Here is a 25,888-nt window from a genome sequence, read left to right as displayed (position 1 = left end):
CATAGTGCGGCTTAAACCGGCCACAGTAAGTAGTAATTCCCTTCCATAAAACGTAAGGGTCCCGCCTTTTCAGCGTCTAGAGCAAAAAGCGGGGGGTTTTAAATTCTGCTTTTTATTTTTGCAGTACAGGGGGAGAAATGGCTACGCCGTTTTCCCATGTTTCAATAATCTTATCGGCATTTTCTATATTGGTGGTAGGGTTACCGGCAACAACCATTACATCTGCCCGTTTACCCGGCGTCAATACGCCCCGATCAGACAGATTCAGCAAATCTGCTGCGTTCTGGGTGGCGATATGAATGGTCTCCAAAGGTGTCAGACCCGCTTGCACTGTAAGGGCCAGTTCTCGATGTTCTGCCACACCCGGCACCCGCAAAGGGGTAGCGCCGCTATCTGTGCCAAAGCCAATTTTTACACCAGCATCATGCAGTGTTTTCAGGTTTTGCAGGTTCATTGCTAAAGATGTACGGGCAAACTCTGCTTGTTTGCCTGCTTTGTGCTGTGCCTGCCATGCTGGATCGTTAATCTGTTTTTGTAGAGGGCCAGAAAGACCCGCTATTGCAAATGGTGTTTGCGTCCACTGTGTGCGATCAGCCCATGCTGTTGTGGCTTCATCCAACTGAAGGGTGGCAATATACCAGATACCGTGGGATTTCAGCGTTGCAATCAAATCTGGCGTAACGGGTTTATCCCGCACGCCATGAGCAAGAATATCCACCCCGGCAGCAACAACATGCTGGGCATCTTCCAGATCATGAATATGCGCTGCCACACGCAGCTTGCGTTTGTGGGATTCCTCTACAACAGCAGCAATAATATCCGGGCTCATTTTAACGGGTAGCGTACCATCAAAATCATCAACCCAGATTTTAACCAGATCCGTACCTTCATCTGCCATTGTGTCCACGGCTTCTCGGGCTTCATTGGCTGTTTTGGGGCGGAAAAGCTGGTTAGGGGCAACATTTACAGGCGATGCACCATTGGGCACGCCAATGCCTTGATCAACCCCGAACAAATCTGCCGGTGTTTTACCTGCATGTGCTTCCTTACGGAGTGGGTCAAACACATCTGGCACGTTATTGCCCAATGCCGTAACCGTGGTGACACCATAGCGACGATACTGCCCAAGGGCCGCCATAATATTGGCACGTGTATAAAATTGAGAGCCCGTGGTTACACCCTCATATTGCCCAACATGGCTGTGATCGGAGATAATGCCGGGCAAGACCGTATCTCCTGAACGATCCAGCACTTTGGCATCTTTGGGAATAGCCACCCCCTTGCCCACTGCAAGAATATGATCTCCCTGCATAACAAGTGTTGCATCTTCTATGGGGGCCGCCCCTGTGCCATCCACAATACGCACATGCGTGAGCGCAACAGGAGGTGATGAGGCTGCAAGCGCCGGAGTTGTCATGAACAAAGCTGTTGTGATGAAAAACATACGACGCATATTGATCTCCCTAATAGCGGCATGAACGGGAAGAAAGTGGTATTCGCTCCATGTTTATCAGATATTCACGAACCAAGGATCACTTCTACTTTATGTAAAAGACCATCATCTTGCATATTCACTTCATGCATCATGTAGGTTTGCACACCATCTATGCTGATCTTTCTTACACCACGGCAGACATGATCTGGGTTTTTTACCAAAATACTGTAACGCGCTGTTTTCCATTGCAATGTTACCTCAAATTCCGGCCAATGCTGCGGAATACACGGGTCTATCAAAAGCTTGTCCGCATGGATGCGCACCCCAAGAATAGTCTCGGTTCCCACCCGTTGCATCCAACCGGCAGATCCTGTGTACCAAGACCATCCACCACGCCCAACATGCGGGGCTTCGGAATACACATCTGCGGCAATAACGTAGGGCTCTAGTTTGTAACGTGCCGCTTGTTCCGGCGTCTGGCTATGGGTGATGGGGTTGAGCATATGGAACAACGTTTGGGTCAGATTACCATCACCCAAAACCGCTATAGCCATAACTGTCCATAAAGCCGCATGGGTGTACTGGCCGCCGTTTTCACGTATACCAGGTGGGTACCCTCGGATATAGCCGGGGTCTGGCATGGCTTTATCAAACGGCGGCGTAAGTACAAGAATAAGCCCATCCTGCTGCCTTACTAACCGATGAATAGCAGAGCGCATGGCATGGTTGGCCCGTTCCGGCATGGCAGCACCAGACAGCACAGACCATGATTGGGAAATGGCATCTATCTGACATTCCGGCATAGTGTGGGAGCCAAGAGGTGTGCCATCATCAAAATAGGCCCGCAGGTACCAATCTCCATCCCATGTATGTTCCAATGCCCTGGCCAGTTTGCGGGTATGCTGCTGCCATTTATCCGCCCGCATATCTTCATTACGGGCACGGGCAATAGGGATAAATATCTCAAGTGTGGTGTAGAGGAACCAGCCAAGCCATACGCTTTCTCCACGGCCCTGTTCTCCCACACGGTTCATACCGTCGTTCCAGTCCCCCGTGCCCATGAGCGGAAGGCCATGCACACCCACGGCAAGGCTCCGATCAAGCGCACGCGCACAATGTTCAAAAAGCGTTGCACTTTCTGCCGAATGCGCTGGCACCATAAAGTTATCGTGCTCGGTTATGGGCAGCGGAGGGGCTTCCCGAAAACCAATATTTTCATCCAGAACGGCAATATCTCCCGTTGTGGTTACGTAATGTGCAACTGTGTAACCAAGCCATGTGCAATCATCCGAAATATGGGTGCGCACCCCAGCCCCCGTTTGCGGCAGCCACCAATGCTGCACATCGCCTTCTACAAACTGTCGGGAAGCGGCACGAACAAGATGTTCCCGCACCAAAGCAGGGCAGGAGGCTGCAAGAGCCATGCCATCCTGCAGCTGATCTCTAAAACCATAAGCGCCACTGGCCTGATAAAAACCTGCCCGGGCGCGCACACGGCTGGAAAGTGTTTGGTACAATAGCCAACCATTCAGCATGATATCCATGCTACGATCTGGCGTTTTAACCTGAATGGAACCACAAATACGGTTCCACTGCTGTTTGATCTCATCCAAAACGGTATCAAGATCAACTGTCCGGTAATGGGCAATCATCTGTCTGGCTTCAGCCTCGTTTTCTGCTTCTCCTAGCAGGAAAACAATTTCCACCCGTCCATCTGCCGGTAGGGTAACAATGGTTTGCAAAACACCGCATGGATCAAGCCCAGCACCTGTACTGCCCTGCACGGTATCTGCCAGTGTTAGGGCATACGGGCTATCTAATGTACCGTTTCTGCCAACAAAGGTTGTGCGGTCCCCCGAGCAGGCTGTGACGTAGCCACCAATATCAGCAAAGGCTACGCGGCCACCGTAAACGGCACTCCAACGGTTGTAAGCAAATAGCGCCTCTGTGGCGTCATCTGGAGGGTTCGAAAAACCCTTTGGTTCTGAGCTGTTCTGTGTGATTCCATTTCTTCGGCGTTGATTGGGGATGGTGGAAGATGAAGCAGCCTGGTTTCTTTGATGTTGAAGAGCGCCTTGCTCGGCTGAGCGGGCTTGGCGATCAGCTGGAGGCCTTTTCCCGGACTGTGGATTTTGAGGTGTTCCGCCCTGATCTGGAGCTGGCTCTGGCCTATTCAGACGGAAGTAAAGGCGGACGTCCGCCGTTTGATCCGGTGCTGATGTTCAAAATTCTGGTCATCCAGACGTTGAACAATTTGTCTGATGAACGGACAGAGTATCTGATCAACGACCGCCTGTCGTTCATGCGCTTTCTGGGATTGGGGCTGTCGGACCGCGTGCCGGATGCCAAAACGGTCTGGCTGTTTCGTGAGCGTTTGACACAGGCGGGTGCCATTGAAAGGCTGTTTGACCGATTTGACGCGACCCTGCGGAACGCCGGTTATCTCCCGATGTCTGGTCAGATCCTGGATGCAACACTGGTGGCTGCTCCAAAGCAGCGCAATACGAACGCTGAGAAAGCGGATCTCCGGGCAGGACGTATTCCAGAAGACTGGCAGGACAAGCCCGCAAAGAGGTCGCATAAGGATCGTCATGCACGATGGACACTTAAGTTCACGAAGGCGAAGCGGCAGGACGATGGAACCATACCGTCGAGCGATCTCGCCATCCCGTTCTTTGGCTACAAATCCCACGTCTCCATCGACCGGAAGTTTCGGTTCATCCGAAAATGGAAGACGACGGATGCCGCCGCCAGTGATGGTGCGCGATTGAGAGAGGGGCTGTTAGATAAAACCAATACGGCCTCAAGCGTTTGGGCTGATACAGCTTATCGCTCGAAAGCGAATGAGGACTTCATGGACAAAGAGGGTTTTGTCTCAAAGGTTCACAGAAAAAAGCCGCATCTCAAGCCTATGCCCCGACATATCCAGAAATCGAATGCTGGAAAGTCCGTGATCCGATCACGCGTCGAGCACGTCTTTGCCGACCAGAAATCACAGACGGGGTTGTTCATCCGAACTGTCGGTATCACCCGGGCCACCATGAGGATCGGGCTGGCCAATATCGTCTACAACATGCGCCGCTTCCTCTTCCTCGAAAGGTTGAACGCGAGCGCGTAGTCATCCAGCGGGACGGCAGTCCCCGATCTGCTCAAAACGCAGATCAAAAGCTACCCCAAAAACCGTCAATCAAATCGCCAAAAGCCTGAAATCACGAGCCAAGCGCATCAACCAACGGTTCTTCGATCCCTCCATCTATTTCCGTTGTAATGAAGGACGCTGTTTTAGCGCGCGCCGTGCCAAGCACCCATTCAACATATCCGGTAAGAGAAAGCGTGCGGGCATGGCCAGAAAGATTATGCAGTTGAAGGCGAGAAATCTTTATAGGGTCTTTTACCGGTGTATATTGCAACAACGTGCTGCCTATACCGTGCGCAATACGATCATACCGCGTATAACCCCGCCCGTGGCGGCTAACATAGGTTGCATCTACATCGCGACGGATAGCTGCTGTGGGGCTCCATAATACCTTAGTATCTTCATCCCGTAGGTAAAAAATTTCACCCGGTTGATTGCTAACAGGGTCATTGGACCACGGAGTTATCTGGTGCTCGCGGCTGTTTAGTGCCCATGTGTAGCCGCTGCCTTCGGCAGAAGCCTGAAAACCCACAGTATCATTGGCAATAACGTTAATCCATGGGGCTGGCGTTGTGCGGCCAGATGCCAGCACAACCACATATTCCTGTCCATTATCAGCAAACCCGCCATGACCATTGAAAAATTCAAGTTCAGGAATATCAGGCACTTTGAACGCACTGGGCGTAAACACATGCGGCGTTTGGAACAGAACAGATTTTGGAGCCACCATCACATCGGCCTGATCAAGTTGTTCCGCCAAACCCTTATCTGCCGTAAGAACAACGCGAGCTGCGGCTAACAAAAGATTCTTTACCGGTGTGGAAACCAGATCAGCCCGTAAAATGCAGATGGAACCAGCCACTGTTGCCGTTTTGGGCATGGAGCGAACAAGGTTTTCAAGAGTATTCTGTAGATCCTGCAGGTAGGACGATGGATGCTCATTAATCAGCACCAGATCAACAGCAACCTGCTAAGCCGCAAGTATTCATGCGCCAGCAGAACCTGCCGGACAATATCTGTATCTGGCGTATCCTTTACGCGTAAAACCACCAGAGGCAGATCACCAGAAATACCTTGTTCCCATAGTGTCGGCTGGGCTGCCATGCCTTGTATGATCACTGCGGATGGTGCTCGCAAAGCGGCATTTGCAAACAGAATATGACCCGCCAAACGTTGGAACAGATCGGCTTCTGCCGGGGTAATATCAAAATGCCGGAATTGAATCTGCGCTTGTGTCCAGGCCAGTGTGCGAGCACGATCCAGCGCTGTATCATCCTGATGCACCTCAATCAGGCGTTCGAGTTCCTGACGGGATGAGGCAACCATTGTCCAGAACGTTATCCGCGCTGTAGCACCGGGCTTGATACTTACGCGGCTACGAATGGCAAAGCAGGGATCTAGTACCGTGCCTGTTTGCCCAGAAAGTTGTGTTTTGCCCGCCAGTGCTGCGGGAGACTGGGCTGTATGGTCGCGCCCAATAAACTGCGCACGGTTTGTTTCCACCATAATGGGGGTAGAACATACAGCCACATGCGCAGCCCAGATTTCAGGCTCATTGGGGGTGCGCCGCCTGCGGGTTGCTATAAGGGCTTTGGCTTCTGGCAGATAATCTGTTTCTACAAACAGTTTGGTAAACGCCGGATGCGCGAGGTCTGAATCTGGCGGAAGCAAAGCCAATTCTGCATAAGATGTAATATCTATTTCAACACTATCATAGCCCCCATTAAAAACGGTCAGGTAGCGTACATCAGCATCATCTTCGGCAGAAACCATAACCTCCACTGTTGTGGTTAAGGAGCCATCACGCCGGGTGAACTCTGCACGGTCTTCATGGAAAACACTTACATAATCATCTGGCTCCTCCCCACAGGGTTGAATGCCAGCAGACCATACTTTCCCGGTCTTTACGTTTTTCAGGTAAAGATATGATCCAAAATTATCCAGCGTTGGATCTTCCCGCCAGCGCGTCACGGCCTGACCTTGCCACATTGTGTAGCCAGATCCCGCTGCTGTTAGCATGACGGTATAACGCCCATTGGAAAGAAGGTGCGTAACGGGTGCTGGTGTGTAATCCGTACCGTAATATCGGCCAGATGCTGCTTGCGGCAATTCCGAACGCGGAAGAGGGTATTCTTCTATTGGCAGAGGGTGAGCCACAGCGCCTGTACGGGGCGCACGTTCCTGCAACAACAGTTCAGCCGAGGCAATTACGGGGTCATCATGAAAGCGTTTTCTCATAATGCCATCAAGAACTGCATCTGCCACAGAAAGGATGGACATACCCTGATGGTGCGCCATGTAAGCCTGCACAATGGCCATATCCTGCCCATCCGGCACGCGTTCTGGGGTATAATCCAGAGCTTCGTAAAAACCGTATCGACCGTGTACGCCTGTTTTTTCCAGAACAGACAGATTGGCAACGGCTTTTTGCGGATCAACCATAGAGGCTAACAAGGTAGCATAGGGCGCCACAACTCTATCCTGCCCAAGGCCACGTTTGAGCCCCAGCCCCGGAATGCCAAAGTTTGAGTATTGATAGGTGTAATCTACATCCCGCACATTATAGGCTGATTCTGAAATACCCCATGGAATATCATGAGATTGCCCGTAAGCAATCTGCCGCAGCACGATAAGCGCGTTGGTTTGCTGAAGCAGGCTGCCGATAGGCGCACGCATAACCAGAGAAGGCATAAGATACTCAAACATTGAGCCCGACCACGATACCAGTGCTGCTCCACTGCCAGCAGAAGTTAGGGCGCGCCCTAGGCGGAACCAGTCCCGCGCAGGAATGTCTCCTTTTGCAATGGCAAAAAAGATCGCCAGCCGGGATTCAGAAGCCAGAAGATCATAACAATTACTATCTGGGGTATCTTCGGTAACAACAAACCCAATAGACAGAAGTTTGCGTGCAGGATCACGCAAAAAAGCAAAGTCCATACCATATGCAAGCATGGCAGCTTTGGTTTGCAGCACTTTCAGGCGGGCGTCAAAGGTTGTGCTATACGTATGGTCTAAATCACGCAGATGGCTTTCAATCGCTTTTAATGGCGCAAGAGACCAGAAAAGCGGGGCTGAATCTGTTTGTTCTTCTGCTTCATTGCTTTCTGCATAAAGATGGGCTGCGTGTTCTGCTATGGTTTGCGCCTGTTTCAGTAACAACAGCAATCCGGCCTCTGTTTTTACTTCAGAAGCACTCAGAACAGACGTTTTTAACCGTGCAAGTGATCGGATCAAAACTTTTTGCTGTTTTGTATTCTGCAACCGCTCACCATTACGGAAAGTAAGATCTGTAATGGCAAGGGTAATGGCATCTGATATACCCTCACGCCACATGGATGGCTGTGTTGTATGTATAGTCCATTCTCGGCAAGCACGTGCCAAAGCAACAAGATGGCCAGCAAAGTTACCGCTATCTACAGTGGAAACATATAAAGGAGCCAACGGTTCCAGATCAGCCGTGCTGTACCAGTTATACAAATGCCCTTTGTATTTTTCCAATGCATCTAGTGTTTTAAAGGTGTTTTCAAGCCGCTCTATTGTATCAGCCAAGCCATTCCAGCCAAAATCATAGGCGCTAACCGTGCATAAAAGATAAAGCCCGATATTGGTGGGAGATGTGCGTCTGGCGATAACGGGAAAGGGCACTTCCTGAAAATTGTCCGGCGGAAGCATGTGATCATCCGCTGTTACAAATTCTTCAAAAAAACGCCATGTATTGCGAGCTGTAAGCCGCAAAGTGCGAATATCTGTGCGGGACGGGCGCGATTGAGCCGTTAAAATTGCCGCGCGACTTGTCCATAACCCAATGGCGGGAGAAAACGCCCATAGAATGGCCAAAGGGCCAATAAAAATCAGGTTTCCCACATCTTGCATGGTCACCTGTATGACAAGAATGGCTGCAATAAGTGGGGCAGAAAGCATCTTCAGGTAATATTGCAGCAAGCCGGACTGTAGAAGATCTGCCGTTTGCGCCGCAGGCACCCACTGCAACAAATATCGGCGTGTTACAAAAACACGCCCAAGGGTACGGATAATCGCATCACCCAATAGGCAGGCCTGATGCACCAGAAACGTGATGTTAAGTGCCGTCATAACAACGGCATTGGAAATGGATGCCCCCAACACATTAAAATAGCTGCGAAAACTAATCCATTCCCGGCGCGGGGCAATATCTGGAATAACCGGCAGAAAAGCAGGCAGAGCCATAATCAGAAGTATAAACAGTGTCCAGATACCAGCGTTTTCTGGCAACAAAACCCAGCAGATAATCAGAGCCAACAAAGTAAAGGGTGCGCATAAGGTGCGGCGCAGGTTATCCACCATTTTCCAACGCGCAATTCCAGATAAACTGTCGCGCGGGGAAGGGGTACGGAATATGCCAGAAACAATCCAAGGTAGCAGTTGCCAGTCTCCTCGTGTCCAGCGATAGAGCCTTTGAGCCGCAACCAAGTAGTCTGTCGGAAATTCCTCTATCACCTCAATGTCAGAAACCAATCCGGCACGCGCAAAAATACCTTCAAACAGATCATGGCTTAAAAGAGTGGCTTCCGGCACACGTCCGGCCAAGGCGGCTTCAAACGCATCAATTTCGTAAATACCTTTGCCTGCGTAAGATCCTTCTCCAAACATATCCTGATAAAGATCTGATATTGCAGAGGAATAGGCATCTATACCGCTAGATGCTGAGAAAATACGTTGGAACAAAGTGCTCTGATGCCCGATAGGCAAAGAGGGTGTCACACGAGGTTGCAGAACGGCATAACCCTGCTGCACACGCCCGGTTGTTGCATTGAATTGCGGCGCATTAAGAGGATGCGCCAGTTTGCCCACCAATTTTTTTACTGTTTCAAGGGGCAGGCGTGTATCGGCATCTAGGGTGACGATATATTTTACGGCTTGGGGAATATTCTGGCAGCATTCTGCCAAAAAAGTGGTGTCTGTTGCACCGCGCAACAGGCGGTTCAGTTCATGCAGCTTTCCCCGTTTGCGCTCCCACCCCATCCATACGCCTTCACTCTCGCTCCAAACCCTGTGGCGATGTAGAAGGAGAAACCTGTTACCATCCGGCACAGACCCGTATTTTTCGTTAAGATGATGAATACCAGCAGAAGCTAACTGAAAAAGTGTATCATCTTCTGGTGCAGATGCCTCTGAATGATCAGACCAATCTGTTAAAAGCGCAAAATAAACACCACTATCATGAGTGGCCAGATAGTGAATTTCCAACCGGGATAAAAGTTCATCCACCGTTTTTACGTTGGTAAGAAGGGCAGGAATAACCACCATTGTGCGCAATTTTACCGGGATACCATCTAAGAGCCCTTTTGGAAATTCGCTATGATAGGTTTTCAAGAGGTTTTGAGCGTGATTCAAAGGCAGGATGTGGACGCCAGCACAACGAGGCCGCATGGCCGGAATTACACGCAAGACGAAACGCTATCCGTCTGATCTGACAGATGAGGAATGGGAGCGCATAGCGCCTCTGATGCCCCCTGCGAACCGGCGTGGTCGGAAACGGACAACCGATTTCCGTGAGATCATCAATGCTCTGCGCTATCTCGTGCGCTCAGGCTGCGGTTGGGAGATGCTTCCGGTTCATTTTGGCCCATGGCAAACGGTTTACTGGTGGTTCCGCAGGCTGATGCGCCGTTTCCTGTTCCAGACCATTCATGATGTCTGTCTGATGCTCGATCGTGAAGCGACAGGACGCGAAACCAGTCCATCGGGTGGTGTCATTGATAGCCAGAGTATCAAGGCACCCCACGCAAAGACACGTGGTTATGACGCAGGCAAGAAGATCGTCGGTCGGAAACGTCACATCGCAGTTGATACGGATGGCCGCCTTCTCCTGGTCCAGCTGACAACAGCCGATATTTCGGACAGTGCAGGAGGACAGATGATCCTTGATGCCATTCGCAAACGCTGGCCTTGGGTGAAGCACCTGTTTGCCGATGGAGCCTATGACCGCCTCCAGTTGATGGATAAGGCCACTTTTCTCGACTTCACAGTCGAGATCATCCGGCGGTCAGAGACAGCAAAAGGGTTTGAAATCCTGCCGCGTCGGTGGGTTGTGGAACGGACCTTCGGTTGGATGATCCGCTGGCGTCGCCTTGTGAAGGACTACGAACAGCGGATCGACGTCGCAGAGGCCATGATCCACATCGCCATGGGAAGCCTCATGCTACGCCGAAACGCTCATCCGTGAATTTCCAAAAGGGCTCTTAAGGCACCCTGCGTTTGTAAATACTCTTGAATGCCTTTCTCAATGTTAGTTTTTTTATCTGCCAGACGTTGTTCCAGCCATACAAGAACGGGATCTATTCCTCTTGAACGATGCGCAAGCTGCGCTGTAAATGCAGGCGTAATAATGCGCGGGTCTATTTGGGATAATATGCCAGACAATGTTGCGGCATTGCTCTTTCGGGCAGATGCAAGCTGATCGGCCAAAAGATCAGCCGCCTGTTGGCTGGCATGGCTATCTATAATAGCGCTTACAATACGGCGCAGATTTTCTATTAAAACAATACGTAAAGTAATGGGAACAGCCCAAAGCTCACCCATAGTAAGTGGCGTAACTGTTTGGTAGGCAAGCAGAAACCTACGCAAGAAATCAGGCTGAAGGTAGCTGTCTGTATGCGCAACAAAAGCCCATGTAATACCAAAAACGCGCGGTAAACCAATAAAAGGACCATTCGCAAGCTTGGGCAGGCGCGTGTAATACCCACTTGGCAAATCCAGACTGGTTTCTCTAATCTGCATATCAATAAGGGCATAGTTATCTGCCAACCACTGGGCTGCTGGTGGCAACAATCGGCCCCTTTGGCTTGCCTTGGTAACTGTTTCATTGGCTGCAGCAAGCAGGGCGGCATTTTCAGCCAACCGGCGCTTAAGAGGTTGCCCGCGCCGATTATGCTTGGCAGGCACAACAGCCTGTGCTGCCGCCAAACTTCTGGCATGAGCTTCCAGACGTTCAATACCAAAAATTTCGCTTTTTATCGGGAAGAGATCATCCTGTATGTTGACATGAATATGCCCCCCAAACAAACGGCGCAAAAACGAAAAATGGGCACTTTTGGGGCCGGTATCTGATGGTTGTTCTGTACGCATATACCAACTCCCTGATAAGGGCCTTACAAAGCTAAATGCGGCCTTTATTCGTTATTTCCGGAACAGGCTTTTTCTTGTTTTCGTATGAGAAGAAAGTGCCTTTTCTTCTAACAAAGTATGGCTTTTTACCTGTTTATTTTCTGCTTTATTGGGGAGTGACGAATCAGCTTTACCAACTGTTTTGTCATCAGCAGCCCTCTGCTCCACCTTCTTTTTTGTTTTGGGTGCAGCAGAAGGAGCCTGATTCTTTACAAAGGGAGTGCGCATATTCGTTCTCCATCCAAGAGAAACCAGCCGCAGACGTTTCGACGCGGAAATCTCACAGAAGGGTTGTACATCGGGTTAGATTATGAAAAAGTCTATTTTGTGTAAAAGAAATTTTCGTAAGCTATAAGAAAACCCGATGCAAACAGAGTGTAGCGCAGGCGCGTATGAATTTCCAGCCTCCTGTGGACGGCGTGTTGTAGCCCGTTTTGACGGGGGTCGCATGAGTTCGGATGGCGGTGTCATCCTGGTAAAGCAGGTCGATGATAGTCTGGGGTTCAGTCGCCGTTTTGCTGCCTGTTTTCGCGATGAGCGGCATCCTGCCTTTGTGGAATACCGGGTTGAAGACCTTGTCCGTCAGCGGATCATGGGCCTGGCACTGGGCTATGAAGACCTTAATGACCATGACGCTTTACGTCATGATCCTGTCATGGGTCTGGTATCGGGACGTCTGTCAGGAAGCCGGGCCAACTGTGCGGCACTGGCAGGAAAATCCACGCTGAACCGGCTAGAGCGCAGTGGGCAGCAGGCAGATCGTTACTGCCGCATCATTGCTGATCATGAGGCCCTGGCTACCCTGTTCGTGACGCTTTTCATGGACCAGCATGAGCGCGCACCCGCCCGGATCGTTCTGGATGTGGATGCCACCGATGACCGTATCCATGGCCATCAGGAAGGCCGCGCCTTTCATGGATATTACGGCCATAACTGCTATCTTCCCCTGTATGTCTTCTGCGGGGACCATCTCCTCAGCGCTACCCTGCGCACGGCAGACAGGGACCCGGGGAAGGAAGCACTGGCAGACATCCGCCGGATCGTGGAGCAGATCAGGAGCCGTTGGCCCCGGGTGCGTATCCTGGTGCGTGGGGACAGCGGTTTCGCCCGGGACAGTCTGATGACATGGTGCGAAGACAACCACGTTGACTTCCTGTTCGGGCTTGCAGGCAACACCCGCCTGTATGACCGGATTGCCTCTTTGTCCGCTGAGGTTCGTGACGAAGCCGCCACGACAGGCAGAGCTGCGCGCGGTTTCGCCTCCTTTGACTGGATCACAAAGGACAGCTGGACGCGCCGCAGGCGGGTCGTGGCCAAGGTCGAATGGCGCCATGGCAACCGCTATCATCGCTTTATTGTCACCACGCTACCGCAGGGAATGTCCGACCCCCGCCATCTCTACGAACAGATTTACTGCGCACGCGGGGATATGGAAAACCGCATCAAGGAATGCCAGATGGATCTGTTCTCAGACAGGACCTCGTCCCACACCATCCGGGCCAACCAGCTCCGGCTGTGGTTCTCGGCCGCAGCCTATGTCCTGCTGACCGCTCTGCAAAGACTGGCCCTTGGCCAGACCAGCCTGGAGACGGCGACCTGTGGCACCATACGCGCACGACTGCTCAAAATCGCGACACGTGTCACGCTCAGCGTCCGTCGGATTGTCCTGTCCATGCCGGACATGTTCCCCTGTCAGCATGAATTCGCCCTCGCTCATGCACGATTGCGAAGGCTCCGGCAGGCCATCTGAAGAAACAGACAGTGCACAGACCACATAGCTTCCACCAACACTGCCTTCTCAGGCCGTGACACCCTCACTGCGTTCAGAACCCGCCGCCAGAAGCAGAATATCGTCAATATTCCAGATCGGGCTCCTGTGGGATGACTGAACTCTACAAAATGACCTGAAATTGCCTCAAGTGTGAGAAATCCGCGTCGATTGTACTTTGGGTAGATTTCGAGAAAGAAAATTAAGTTACCTGACAGATAAAATATTATTCTAACCGCCAAGTATTCAGCCGTTATTCAACGCTGGAACGCATTGAACGTTCCAGAACGGTTTGTATCTTAAAAGATAGAGCCAAAAATAATTTTTAAAGGAAATAGCAAACCATTCACATTGGCTTATTTTCCAATATCAATCATCAAACCGCACAGTCCGCCCTTGTTTAATACGTGCGCGATGCGCTTTTCCCTTCAACCGTTGTTGGCGCGCAGCGCGGCTAGGGCGGGTGGCAACACGAAAAGCCGGGCGATGTGCGGCTTCACGTATCAATGCAGCCAAACGCTCTATCGCATCCTCACGGTTGCGCTGCTGTGTGCGAAACCGCCGTGCCGTAATAACAATAACCCCATCTCGCGTAGCACGGCTTCCCGCCAGTTCCAGCAAGCGCGTACGCACACGGTCTGGCAATGAAGCAGAACGCGCTGCATCGAACCGCAATTGGGCCGCCGTGGCAACCTTGTTCACATTCTGTCCACCTGGGCCAGAGGCTAGAATATAAGAGACCTCCAGTTCGGAATCGGCCAGAGAAATGTTGGGGAGAATAGAGATTGCCATAAACTCAACATAACGCGTTTTGTGTTGTTATGCTTATGTGCCCGAAATCTGCCGCTGGAACCTTTTTGCATTTCATGCGTAAGAATTAGAATACGGGGAGCGACGAAACCTTAGAGTGTACGATTTTAGATATATAAAGGGACGACGCTCCTGCCGAAACACTGGCAAGGAGAAGATTATGGCTGTCAAAAAAAATACGGCAAGCAAGGCTGCCAAAAACGGTTTAAAGGCAGATAAAGATAAATTTGAACCCAGCAGCTATAATGAACAACAGGGAAACGGCGGAGAAACACATCAACAAGCTGGCGATGATGTTGCAACGCTCACCTCTGCTCAGGGTATTCCCGTAGCGGATGATCAAAACACACTGCGCTACGGTGCGCGTGGTCCGGCCTTGATGGAGGATTTCCATTTCCGGGAAAAGATTTTCCATTTTGACCATGAACGTATTCCCGAACGCGTTGTGCATGCCCGCGGTTATGGCGCACATGGTTATTTTGAGCTGACAGACAGCCTGCAAGACGTAACCCGCGCAGCTATTTTTCAGAATGTGGGGGAACGCACGCCTGCTTTTGTTCGGTTTTCCACGGTTGCGGGTTCCAAAGGCTCGTTTGATGTTGCGCGAGATGTTCGAGGTTTTGCCGTCAAGCTGTACACCAAGGAAGGCAACTGGGATCTGGTTGGCAACAATATCCCGGTATTTTTCATTCAGGATGCCATCAAGTTTCCTGATATGGTGCACTCCGTAAAACCAGCGCCAGACCGCGATTTTCCGCAGGCTCAATCTGCTCATGACAACTTCTGGGATTTCATTTCGCTAAGCCCAGAAAGCTTCCATATGATCATGTGGGTGATGTCAGACCGGGGCATTCCGCGGTCCTTCCGTTTTATGGAAGGATTTGGGGTGCATACATTCCGTTTTCTGGACAGCAATGATCGCTCAACCTTTGTGAAGTTTCATTGGAAGCCAAAGCAGGGCTTGCAGTCTGTTGTCTGGAATGAAGCGGTCAAGATCAATGGGGCAGACCCTGACTTCCACCGGCGAGACCTTTGGAGTGCAATTTCCAGCGGAGATTTTCCCGAATGGGAACTTGGCGTACAGCTCTTTGATGAAGAATTTGCCGAAAAGTTCGATTTCGATGTGCTAGACCCCACCAAACTTATTCCTGAAGAACTGGTGCCCGTAAGAATAGTGGGCCGTCTGGTGCTGGACCGCGTTGTTGATAACTTTTTTGCCGAAACAGAGCAGGTTGCATTCTGCACCCAGAATGTGCCGCCAGGCATTGATTTCTCCAACGATCCTCTGCTTCAGGGACGGAATTTTTCGTATCTGGATACGCAGGTAAAGCGGCTTGGCAGCCCCAATTTTACGCATATCCCCATTAATGCTCCTAAATGCCCTATGGCGCATTTTCAGCAGGATGGGCACATGGCTATGCACAACCCTGTAGGCCGCGCCAATTACGAGCCAAATAGCTGGGGTGCAGCAGGTGGCCCGCGTGAAAACCCCAAACAGGGATTCCGCAGTTTTGCGAGCGAGGAAACTGGCCCCAAACGGCGGCTGCGGCCTGAAAGTTTTTCAGACCATTACAGCCAGTCCCGGCAGTTTTACATCAGCCAGACACCCATTGAGCAAAAGCATATAGCAGATGCCATTACGTTTGAGCTGAGCAAGGTAGAACGGCCCGATATCCGCTCCCGCGTTGTATCCCATCTGCTGCACATTGATGAGGATCTGGCAACAACAGTAGCAGATGGTCTGGGCTTGCCATTACCTGAACTCGCACAGGGAACACAGCCTACGCGTACCGATCTGCCACCATCTGATGCGCTCAGTATCCTTAAAAATGGGCCAAAAACATTTGCAGGCCGAAAAATGGGTATTCTGGCAACAGATGGCGTAGATGCAGATCTTTTTAACGCGCTAATTGCTGCCCTTCAGGCGGAAAAAGCCAATTACGAAGTGGTTGCCCCCAAAATTGGCGGCATTACACTATCGGACGGCACTAAAGTGCCAGCACAGCAGAAGATAGATGGGGGACCGTCTGTACTTTATGATGCCGTAGCCATTCTGGCTTCCAAGGAAGGCACAAAAGTTCTGGCCGGCAACCCTGCCGCCAAGGATTTCCTGACCGATGCCTTCGCGCACTGCAAATTTATTGGCTATTCTGCAGAGGCCTGCACGTTGTTCAAAAAGGCCGGTCTGGCAGAAGATGTTGATAAAGGCTGTATCAAGCTCGGCAACAAAAACGATACTAACGCGTTTGTAAAAACCTGCGGCGCACTGCGCTTCTGGCAACGTGAAAAGCTGGATTAAGATAGGAACCAGCCCTTACGTGCGTTTATGAATGTAGGTGAGGGCTGACAACTTTTACCAGGTATCTATTTTTTTCTGCTTTAGGCTATGGGCATATTTATCGTCCCAATCCTTTAGCGCATGAATGACCGGCGTGAGGGGTTTTTACCCACGTCGGTCATTCATATTCTACCCGCGGTGACAAATAGGGGTATGCGTCTGCAGAGTTTATTTTGGCGGACACAAAGCAAATTGACATGTAAATCTATTTGCCACTCATAGCCGCAAGGTTTGCAGAATACTGGCTGCGCTGTGTAACAGGTAAACAGCGCAGCCAGCACCAACCAGCCAATGCCGCAATAACAGACCCCGCAAATATCCCCAGCTTTGCCGATACCATCGTATCAACGTCCTTGAATGCCAGACCGGCAATAAACAGGCTGATGGTAAAGCCAATTCCACATAGCAAAGAAAGTCCGAAAAGCATTTTTACCGATGTTGCGGCTGGGGCAGGCGCTATGCGCAGTTGGAACGACAATATGGTTGCCCCAAATACACCAACGGGCTTTCCCACCACCAACCCCAGCATAATGCCAAGGGGAACGGGGGCAAGAAGCGTGCCCATATGCACACCAGCAAGAGAAACTCCAACATTCATAAAACCGAATAAGGGCAGCACCAACCATGTTACGAAAGGTGTTAATGCGGAGGATACTTTTTCAAGCGGTGTAATCTGTTCTGTATCTGTTGCTCGCGGTTGGGCAGGCAGGCACAGGCCAGTTATAACCCCGGCAAGCGTTGGATGCAGGCCGGAAGATAAAAGCATACCCCAAAGCAGCAGGCAGCAGGCAGAATAAACCCACAAAGATCTGCAACCCAGCCGGTTTGCAGCAATCATGGCCGTGGTTACACATAGCACACCAGCCAGTGCGGGCCAGTAAAGCGCAGAGCCGTAAAACAGGGCGATAACAACAATACCCAGTACATCATCAAAAATGGCAAGCGCCATCAGCCACGCACGCGCCCCGGCAGAAACACGCGTACCCAGCGCCATAATAACGGGCAGTGTAAATGCGGCATCAGTAGCCACAGGAATGGCCCATCCATGAACTGCTTCTGCATGCTTATACGTTACCAGAAGGTAGGTAAGCGCAGGCACAGCCATACCACCCAATGCGCCAATCAATGGCAGGGCAATCTGGCGCATTGATGAAAGATGGCCCGAAACCATCTCTTTCTTGATTTCCAGAATAATCAGCAGGAAAAACAGCGTCATCAACCCATCAGATACCCATGCTGCAAGCGTATCTGGCGTATGCGGCCCTAAAAAAGGCAACCGCATTGGTGTTGTAATTAGGGCTTCATAACCGCCAGACCAAGCCGAGTTTGCCAGAACAACCCCCGCAAGTGAGGCGAGAAGGAGAGCTGTTGCACCTCCTGCCGGAGATTGCAAAAAGCGATGGATGCGATGAGTGCACGCAGCAGAAGTATCTGTCATGCGTGAATATTGAAGGCGTTACATGCCCCGCACAAGGGAAAAAAGCGTAAATCCGCCGCTTTTCTTCCTACCATCGAACTCGAATATATTTGGATGATTTTATTCTGGCGCGGGGGTGCACTGAGGCGTAACAACTTGCCCGCTCATAACCTCCTGCGTGAAAGAAGCTGAATCTGGCAATGAGGCATTCACCGTCTGATCATGGTTCAGCCCTTTATAAACATGCGCCTGCACAACTGTGCCAGCGGCGCAGGCAGCCTTTACCAACCCGTACTGAAGAGGCGGAGGCACATCTTTATCAAGCTCTCCTGTGCCAATGAACAGAGGTTGAGCCAGATGCATGGTGGGGTATTGCATGGCCTGTAAAGCCGGAGCCAAATTTTTTGCAAAATCAGGCTTAAGGGAGTTGCTGAAATTTAGCCCATCTTCCTTTACCTTATCTGTCAGTTCATGCACGCACAGATTGGCTGCTGCACGGTAAGCTGGCATGGCTTTGGCTGTAAAAACGCTTTCTGGCTTAAAGCCCTTATCATACCCAGAAAGCCCCTGTGCCAGATAAAGCGTATAAACCATAACCGGATTATACGGCGCATTATCCGGTGCCGTTGCTATCTGCTTAAGCAGTTCTGGTGTAATATAAGGCGCACCCGTGGCCACCGTGCCCCGAATATTCAGTTCTGGCGCATATGTTGGCGCAAAAGCTGCTGAGGCAAAAGCAGCCCCACCACCTTGAGATTGCCCAACAATCATGATCTTGTTCTGCAAACCTGGCACCGAAGCCAAAGCGGCTTTTACGCCATCCAGCAGATTGTAGGCTTCTACACGCGTGTTCAGATACGGATGCATGCCGGAGGTTCCCAACCCCTGATAATCCGTACCTACTACGGCAAAGCCGCGTTTCATCCATTCAGAAAGATAACGCTTGTTACGTGCGCTCCACGGATTGTTAGAAGGGGCGCAGCGGTCTGCAACACCTACCGTACCATGTGCCCAAGCAACAATGGGCCACCCACCAGCAGGCGGCTTGCCTGCGGGCAAAATAACTTCTGCCGTAACCGGCACAAGCCCTTTGCCCGTAATGCCATTGGTGGAAAGGTAGGTAATACGTAGGGAACGCCCAGCATCTGGCAGCGTAAAAGCATCTGGCAGAGATTGAGACGACGTAAGCGTACCAGCCGTGCCAGAAGGAGATGCCGTAGCAGCAATGGCGCTGGAACTTACTCTCATAAGGCAAAGACCAGCAACCAAACGAGAAACATGATAAACAGAGGAGAGAAAACGCAAGAGGGATCCTTCCTCAGGCTATTGGTCTTGTGTTTGACTGCCCGATAAGTTGAAACTTAACACTGTTAAGAATGGGGCATGGGAAAAGAATGTCAAGTGTTCTGATGGTCATCGTGAATATTCTGGAAAACACGTAATGGCCCAGCCTGTGCAGCCTAAAAAAACTTACCATCACGGAGATCTGCGCGCTGCTCTTTTGCGTTCTGCACGCACTATTTTAGAGGAACAGGGCATTATGACCCTAGGGCTACGGGCCATTACGCGCCATACGGGTGTCTCACAAACAGCAGCAATTCCGCATTTTGGAAATTTAACAGGCTTGCTCAGTGCCCTGGCAACAATAGGGTATGAAGAGCTGGTAGCAACGCTTACGCCGCTGCTTGATAAAGGGCCACATGCTGTTGGCGTGGCTTATGTGCAGTTTGCCATGCAACATCCCGGTCTGTTCACCCTTATGTTCCGCAGTGATGTGATTGATAGGCAAGATCCGCATCTGGCTGCGGCTTCGGCCAAAACATCCACCATGCTCACGCAATTGGTAGGAGACCTAAAAGGCCAGCATTCCGCCCATACATGTGCTGGCGCACGCGCAGCCTTGTGGGCCAGAGTGCACGGCTTGGCTGTATTGGCGATAGACGGTCTTTTAGAAGCCTTGCTAACGCGAGAAGGTGAGGGGATGACGCTGAATGCCCTTATTGAAGATGCCCTAAGGCTGTAAAATGAAATTTTTACTTTTATTATCATAATGTTATTGTTAATTGTGCGCTTATATCAGGCTGCTTTCTGCTATTCTCAAAATGCATCCGTGTATTCCAATAATGCGGTTGCACAATCATCGCTCTCATTTTAATTCCATCCGGACGGATTGAAATAATAGAGGACGGTGCATGGGCCGCCGCAGAACCATCGATCGGGAGAGTGTTCTGGACAGCGCGGAGCAGCTTGTTCAGAAGGGCGGAGCCACCGCTTTAACACTTGATGCCGTAGCCAAGGCCGCAGGAATTACCAAAGGCGGTTTGCAATATTGCTTTGGCAACAAGGACGACCTGATTACCGCCATGATTGATCGCTGGATCGCGGCTTTTGATCTGGAAATAGAAAAATATGCAGGGCCCAAGGCATCATTGGCAGAACGGGCGCGCGCTTATGTTATGGCCTGCCGTCAGATAGATGCTGCCACGCAAGCCAGAATGGTAGGCATGCTGATTACCTTGCTGCAATCTCCCAAATACCTCAACCGGATACGGGAATGGTATGCTGGATGGTTTGGAGATTGTAACGCCACCTCAGAAGATGCACGTCAGGCACGTACCGCAATTTTTGCAGCCGAAGGGGCTTTCCTTCTCAGAAGCTTCGGCTTTATCGCTATGGATCAGTCTGGATGGGATACAGTGTTTACAGATTGCCTGCGGCTTATTACGCCCCAAGCAGAAACACCATGATCTTTAAAACAGGAACCAATGAGTCTTTCATGATATTTCGCGCAGGTATGACACAATGAATATGGCAAGCCGTTTTTCATTAAAGAAGATTTTGCGTTCCGGTTCAGACACTCAGGGAACAAACGTTAATACACTCATGAAGTCTGGGCCCTCGGATATTGTGCGTCAAAAATCTGCTCCACAGGTACCGGCAGATCTGTCAGCCCTTAAAGCAATGGGGAACAGCCTAACACACACACTGTCTTCCGCCTGTGAATGGCTGATGAAACAGCAAAAGCCCGATGGCCATTGGGTTGGGTCTGTTGGGTCCAATGCCTCCATGGAAGCTGAATGGTGCTTGGCCCTGTGGTTCTTGGGGCTGGAAGATCACCCTCTGCGCCCGCGTCTGGGCAAGGCCTTGCTTGAAATGCAGCGCCCCGATGGCTCTTGGGGCACGTATTACGGTGCTGGTAACGGTGATATCAACGCGACTGTGGAAGCCTATGCAGCGCTCAGATCTTTGGGGTACGCAGAAGATGATCCGGCTGTTAGCAAAGCGGCTGCATGGATTATCAGCAAAGGCGGCCTGAAGAATGTACGTGTTTTCACCCGCTACTGGCTGGCCCTAATTGGGGAATGGCCGTGGGAGAAAACACCTAACCTTCCGCCAGAAATTATCTGGTTTCCTGATAACTTTGTTTTTTCCATTTACAACTTTGCGCAATGGGCACGCGCTACCATGATGCCGCTGGCTATTTTGTCTGCGCGTCGTCCATCCCGCCCGCTACGCTCGCAAGATCGGCTGGATGTCCTTTTCCCTGAAGGTCGGGCAAATTTTGATTACGAACTGCCCACCAAAGAGGGGCGGGATGTTATTGCCGATTTCTTCCGCCTAGCTGATAAGGGCCTGCATTGGCTCCAATCCTCTTTTCTCAAGCGCGCCCCCTCGCGGGAAGCTGCCATTAAATACGTGCTGGAATGGATTATCTGGCATCAGGACGCAGATGGTGGATGGGGTGGCATTCAGCCGCCATGGGTATACGGGCTGATGGCCCTGCATGGTGAGGGTTACCAATTCCATCATCCTGTTATGGCCAAAGCGCTGGATGCGTTGAATGATCCGGGTTGGCGGCATGATAAAGGTGATGCCAGTTGGGTTCAGGCAACCAACAGCCCGGTATGGGATACCATGCTTTCCCTTATGGCGCTGCATGATGCCAATGCCGAAGAACGCTTTACGCCAGAAATGGATAAGGCTCTGGACTGGCTGCTTTCTCGCCAAGTGCGCGTGAAAGGAGATTGGTCTGTTAAACTCCCCAATACAGAACCCGGTGGCTGGGCGTTTGAATATGCCAATGACAGATACCCAGATACAGATGATACCGCCGTTGCTCTGATTGCCCTTGCATCCTGCCGCAACCGGCCGGAATGGAAAGCCAAAGGCGTAGAAGAAGCCATTGGCCGCGGCGTGCGGTGGCTGGTAGCCATGCAAAGCTCCTGCGGTGGTTGGGGCGCTTTTGATAAGGATAACAACAAGAGCATCCTTGCCAAAATTCCGTTCTGCGATTTTGGGGAAGCGCTGGACCCGCCATCGGTGGATGTAACAGCGCACGTTCTGGAAGCTTTTGGCCTGCTGGGCTTGCCGCGTGATCTGCCATGTATCCAACGTGGGCTTGCTTACATTCGTAAGGAGCAAGACCCCACAGGACCCTGGTTTGGCCGCTGGGGTGTAAATTACCTGTATGGCACGGGGGCCGTTCTGCCAGCTCTGGCCGCCTTGGGTGAGGACATGACGCAGCCTTACATCTCCAAGGCATGCGATTGGCTGATTAACTACCAGCAAGAAAATGGCGGATGGGGTGAAAGCTGCGCGTCCTACATGGAAGTGTCTTCCATTGGCCGAGGTACCACCACGCCATCCCAAACGGCATGGGCCCTTATGGGGCTGATAGCCGCTAACCGTCCGCAGGATTATGATGCCATAGCCAAAGGCTGCCGCTACCTGATTGACTTGCAGGAAGGAGACGGAAGCTGGCATGAAGAGGAATTCACCGGCACGGGTTTCCCCGGCTACGGCGTGGGCCAGACCATCAAACTGGATGATCCAGCCATTGCAAAGCGCCTGATGCAGGGAGCCGAACTCTCACGTGCTTTTATGCTGCGTTATGATCTTTACCGGCAGCTTTTTCCAATTATTGCACTCAGCCGTGCTTCCCGTTTAATCAAAATCGGAAACTAAAAGACCCCAAGGATGCGGGAGAAACTCCTGCATCCTTTATAATCAGGTATTCCTCAAACTGGTTTTGCTGCAATTCAATGCCCGGCAGAGGTAATTGAGTCCTGATTATCCGCAGTATGGCTGCCGGTCATGGCCATATCACCACCACCCTGCATGCCGCCACCTCCACCATTGCCGCCCCCGCCGCCGGCTTTTTCTGCTCCGCCATCTTTCCCTTTACCGCCAGAAGCCTGCACACGGGTTGGGCCTTGTATTGGAATACTCAGATCAGATGGAATAGGGGCAAGATCCAGCGCCTGCCTTACAAAATTACGTAAGGATACAACCAGATCATGCGTATGTACCCGCTGGCCTGCTACCAGTTCTCGTGCAGCATGTTCCGCCAGACGCACATGCTCTTCCGTGCCCAGAAGAATGATATCGGGTAAAGCAGCCTCTACAGCATCACGTATCCGCCGGGCACGGTCCGATGCGTTGGCATCTTCCAATATGGAAGTGGTTGTAACAGCCTCCGTATCAGTCATACCCCGCAGATCTCGTTTGTGTCTGGGGTCTACGGCCAGATCTCCGGTAAAAGAACCCTCCAATGTGCGGTAAGCTGCAATCAATGTGCGCAAACGTTCATTAATCTGGCGGTTCATACGCTCCCGCCGCTGCTGAATCAGTACCATCATCAAAAGTCTGATGCCCACACCAATTAAAGTAATGAGCGAGAGCCCAATCATGGTGAACAGCAAACTGTGCCATGAACTAAAGTCTAGATTACGCAATATGGGCTCCCGATGCTGATGGCTTTGTCTAGAACATGACCTTAAGCAGTAGCATACTGGCACAAATCAGCCCGAGCAGAGAAAACCCTTCCGTAAGAAGGAGAGGGCGGCCTGCCCGAAAAACCGAACGTATATCTATGCACAAGCCCAACGCAGCCATAGCCAGAATGGTTAAAAAATTGGCCGTGAGACTTAAAGGCATAATGAGTTCATGCGGAATAACGTTCATGGAACGCGCAATCATCATGATGATAAAGCCAACAATGTACCAAGGCACCATCTGAGGCGCACGATGCGCGTGCTGAACCTGCCCCCGGTTTAACCGTGCATGAAGTATAGAAAGAACAATACACACAGGCCCCAACATCAACACACGCATCAGTTTAACCAGCATACCGATATGAGTAGCGCTTGGGCCAAAAGCCGAGGCCGCAGCCGTAACTTGAGGCACGGCATAAACCGTTAGCCCGGCAAGGGCCCCGCCAGTGCGGCTATCCAGCGGCAGAAAGGGAGCCACAAGTGGTAACCCCACAACCAGTACCAAGCCACCCGCTGCCGTAAAGGCAATTGTTGCACCAATATCCTCATCTTTGGCATGAATGGTGGGGGCCGCCGCCATAATGGCCGAATTGCCGCAAATGGAATTCCCGCAAGCTACCAGCAGAGTTTGGGGCATAGGCAACCCCATCATGCGCCCAATACAACTGGTAAATATCAGGCTGAACGCAACCAGCGCCATAACGCCTACCAAAAGCCACGGCCCGGCAGAAAAAGCTGCATCAATGCTAAAAGAAGCCCCAAGCAGTACAATCCCGATATTTAAAAGCGTTTTGGAGCATGTTCTAATACCCGGCTGCCACAGATGATCTGGCTTACGTGCAGCCCGTACCACAACACCGGCAATAAGTGCCAGATTAAGCATTTCCAGCCAGATTTTTCCGCATAAAAACCCTTCAATCTGCTGGCAGAAATAGGCAACACCCGTAAGCGCCAAGCACAGCAAAACACCGGGAAGATTATGGCTGATAACGTCAAATATACGTTGTTTAAATAATGGCTGCACCTGAGATGTTGTAAGCATGGCAATGTCCCTTTCTTTGCAAAAGATAAGGGAAAGCTGTTCCATCACTCCAACTCATTATTCTGGTTATTCCAATCGGAAATTATGATTGATTGTGGTATGAAATCAGGCATGACACTGGAACAACTGCGTATCTTTATTGCTGTTGCTGAGCGCGAGCACGTTACAGCAGCCAGCAAGGCCTTGCATATTACGCAATCAGCCGTATCGGCTGCCATTGCTACGCTGGAAGAGCAGCATGGGGTAAAATTGTTTCATCGTGTAGGGCGTGGGATTAGCCTAACAGAGGCTGGCCGCTTGTTCTTGCCAGAAGCCCGTACAGTTCTGGCACAGGCAGAAGCTGCCGAGAACATGTTGGAAGCCTTTAGCGGGCTAAAGCAAGGCACATTACGCGTTGTTGCCAGCCAGACTATTGCTGCCTATTGGCTGCCAGCTCTTTTGGTAAAATTCCGCCAGCAATATCCGCAAATTGTTATGGATATTGCCATCAGCAACACAGAAGAAGCAGCACACCGCGTTAAAAATGGTGAAGCGGATTTGGGTATTGTGGAAGGGCTGGTGAATGATCCAGCCTTGGCGCAATGGCCCGTTGCAACAGATAGCCTGAGCATTGTGCAAGCAGATGCGCGCCCGCCAAATACCATAGATGCCGCATGGTTACGTTCTGCCAAAAGGGTCATGCGCGAACCCGGCTCTGGCACCCGCACCACACTGGAACATACCCTGCGCCAAAATGGCATAGATCCAGCAGAATTAGATGTAACGCTCGTGCTCCCCTCCAACGAGAGTGTACGCACCGCTATTGAGGCCGGGGTCGGTATTGGCGCTCTTTCTGCTCTGGTGGTGTGGCACCAGCTGTACAGGCAGGAACATTACATGCCATACCTCAAGCTTTGGGTACACGCTTTTTTATGGTTTGCGGCATAAAGAGCGTTATCGTAGCCCAGCAGCAGAAGCTCTATTGGAGCTAATCGCCCAATCCGGCAAACTGCATACCTAAAAGTGCAACAATGGATGTTCGC

General features: G+C 51.2%; 14 protein-coding genes and 4 pseudogenes. 8 read left to right on the top strand and 10 right to left on the bottom strand.

The annotated features are described in order from the left end of the window. Nucleotides 1-112: 112 nt before the first annotated feature. Both A4S02_RS04650 and A4S02_RS04645 read right to left on the bottom strand, forming a co-directional pair. On the bottom strand, nt 113-1,453 hold the full coding sequence (locus A4S02_RS04650; protein WP_070323096.1) for an amidohydrolase family protein: 1,341 nt from the start codon (nt 1,451-1,453) through the stop codon (nt 113-115). Nucleotides 1,454-1,518: 65 nt separating this feature from the next. Then, nucleotides 1,519-3,393: pseudogene (locus A4S02_RS04645) on the bottom strand (GH36-type glycosyl hydrolase domain-containing protein); the annotation flags it as partial. 80 nt (nt 3,394-3,473) lie between these two features. On the opposite strand from A4S02_RS04645, the gene A4S02_RS04640 reads away from it, so the two are divergent. Beyond that, a complete protein-coding gene (locus A4S02_RS04640) occupies nt 3,474-4,553 on the top strand; it encodes an IS5 family transposase (RefSeq protein ID WP_070323094.1) in 1,080 nt (359 codons plus the stop codon). Between the two features lie 133 nt (nt 4,554-4,686). On the opposite strand, the pseudogene A4S02_RS04635 reads toward A4S02_RS04640, so the two are convergent. Continuing rightward, nucleotides 4,687-9,890: pseudogene (locus A4S02_RS04635) on the bottom strand (glucoamylase family protein); the annotation flags it as partial. Between the two features lie 61 nt (nt 9,891-9,951). On the opposite strand from A4S02_RS04635, the gene A4S02_RS04630 reads away from it, so the two are divergent. Beyond that, nucleotides 9,952-10,776, top strand: a complete 825-nt coding sequence (locus A4S02_RS04630) for an IS5-like element IS12528 family transposase (protein WP_082246712.1) — start codon at nt 9,952-9,954, stop codon at nt 10,774-10,776. Nucleotides 10,777-10,781: 5 nt separating this feature from the next. On the opposite strand, the pseudogene A4S02_RS04625 reads toward A4S02_RS04630, so the two are convergent. Next, nucleotides 10,782-11,678: pseudogene (locus tag A4S02_RS04625) on the bottom strand (cellobiose phosphorylase); the annotation flags it as partial. A gap of 51 nt (nt 11,679-11,729) precedes the next feature. Further along, nucleotides 11,730-11,945, bottom strand: a complete 216-nt coding sequence (locus A4S02_RS04620; RefSeq protein ID WP_070323092.1) for a hypothetical protein — start codon at nt 11,943-11,945, stop codon at nt 11,730-11,732. Between the two features lie 136 nt (nt 11,946-12,081). On the opposite strand from A4S02_RS04620, the gene A4S02_RS04615 reads away from it, so the two are divergent. Further along, nucleotides 12,082-13,467, top strand: a complete 1,386-nt coding sequence (locus A4S02_RS04615; RefSeq protein ID WP_070323091.1) for an IS1380 family transposase — start codon at nt 12,082-12,084, stop codon at nt 13,465-13,467. Nucleotides 13,468-13,854: 387 nt separating this feature from the next. Here the strand turns inward: A4S02_RS04615 and arfB are convergent, their stop codons facing one another. Then, the gene (gene arfB, locus A4S02_RS04610) at nt 13,855-14,277 is read right to left on the bottom strand and encodes an alternative ribosome rescue aminoacyl-tRNA hydrolase ArfB (RefSeq protein ID WP_070323090.1); all 423 of its coding nucleotides are present in this window, start codon (nt 14,275-14,277) and stop codon (nt 13,855-13,857) included. 178 nt (nt 14,278-14,455) lie between these two features. Here arfB and katE point away from each other — a divergent pair, with 178 nt between their 5' ends. After that, a complete protein-coding gene (katE, locus tag A4S02_RS04605; protein WP_070323089.1) occupies nt 14,456-16,594 on the top strand; it encodes a catalase in 2,139 nt (712 codons plus the stop codon). 244 nt (nt 16,595-16,838) lie between these two features. Here the strand turns inward: katE and nhaA are convergent, their stop codons facing one another. Both nhaA and A4S02_RS04595 read right to left on the bottom strand, forming a co-directional pair. Next, nucleotides 16,839-18,071, bottom strand: coding sequence for a Na+/H+ antiporter NhaA (gene nhaA / locus A4S02_RS04600; protein WP_082246752.1), 1,233 nt, complete (start codon nt 18,069-18,071; stop codon nt 16,839-16,841). Between the two features lie 99 nt (nt 18,072-18,170). Beyond that, nucleotides 18,171-19,355: an alpha/beta hydrolase gene (locus A4S02_RS04595; protein WP_070323088.1), complete on the bottom strand. Its 1,185-nt coding sequence runs from the start codon at nt 19,353-19,355 to the stop codon at nt 18,171-18,173. A gap of 136 nt (nt 19,356-19,491) precedes the next feature. On the opposite strand from A4S02_RS04595, the gene A4S02_RS04590 reads away from it, so the two are divergent. The 3 genes from A4S02_RS04590 to shc all read left to right on the top strand — a co-directional run bounded on the left by A4S02_RS04590 (nt 19,492) and on the right by shc (nt 23,015). Beyond that, entirely contained in the window at nt 19,492-20,073 is a 582-nt protein-coding gene (locus tag A4S02_RS04590; RefSeq protein ID WP_070323087.1) for a TetR/AcrR family transcriptional regulator, read from the top strand. Between the two features lie 169 nt (nt 20,074-20,242). Next, a complete protein-coding gene (locus tag A4S02_RS04585; RefSeq protein ID WP_019089391.1) occupies nt 20,243-20,797 on the top strand; it encodes a TetR/AcrR family transcriptional regulator in 555 nt (184 codons plus the stop codon). A gap of 55 nt (nt 20,798-20,852) precedes the next feature. Further along, on the top strand, nt 20,853-23,015 hold the full coding sequence (gene shc / locus A4S02_RS04580) for a squalene--hopene cyclase (RefSeq protein WP_070323086.1): 2,163 nt from the start codon (nt 20,853-20,855) through the stop codon (nt 23,013-23,015). A gap of 74 nt (nt 23,016-23,089) precedes the next feature. Here the strand turns inward: shc and A4S02_RS04575 are convergent, their stop codons facing one another. Next, nucleotides 23,090-23,785, bottom strand: coding sequence for a hypothetical protein (locus A4S02_RS04575; protein WP_070323085.1), 696 nt, complete (start codon nt 23,783-23,785; stop codon nt 23,090-23,092). A 28-nt stretch (nt 23,786-23,813) separates the two neighbouring features. Continuing rightward, entirely contained in the window at nt 23,814-24,911 is a 1,098-nt protein-coding gene (locus A4S02_RS04570) for a YeiH family protein (protein WP_070323084.1), read from the bottom strand. 54 nt (nt 24,912-24,965) lie between these two features. Between A4S02_RS04570 and A4S02_RS04565 the strand changes: the two are divergent. Further along, nucleotides 24,966-25,866, top strand: a pseudogene (locus tag A4S02_RS04565) (LysR substrate-binding domain-containing protein). Nucleotides 25,867-25,888 lie beyond the last annotated feature (22 nt).

This window comes from Acetobacter ascendens, from assembly GCF_001766235.1.
Lineage (GTDB): Bacteria > Pseudomonadota > Alphaproteobacteria > Acetobacterales > Acetobacteraceae > Acetobacter > Acetobacter ascendens.
Note: the sequence above shows the minus strand (reverse complement) of the source record. Positions and strands in the feature narration are given on the sequence as shown.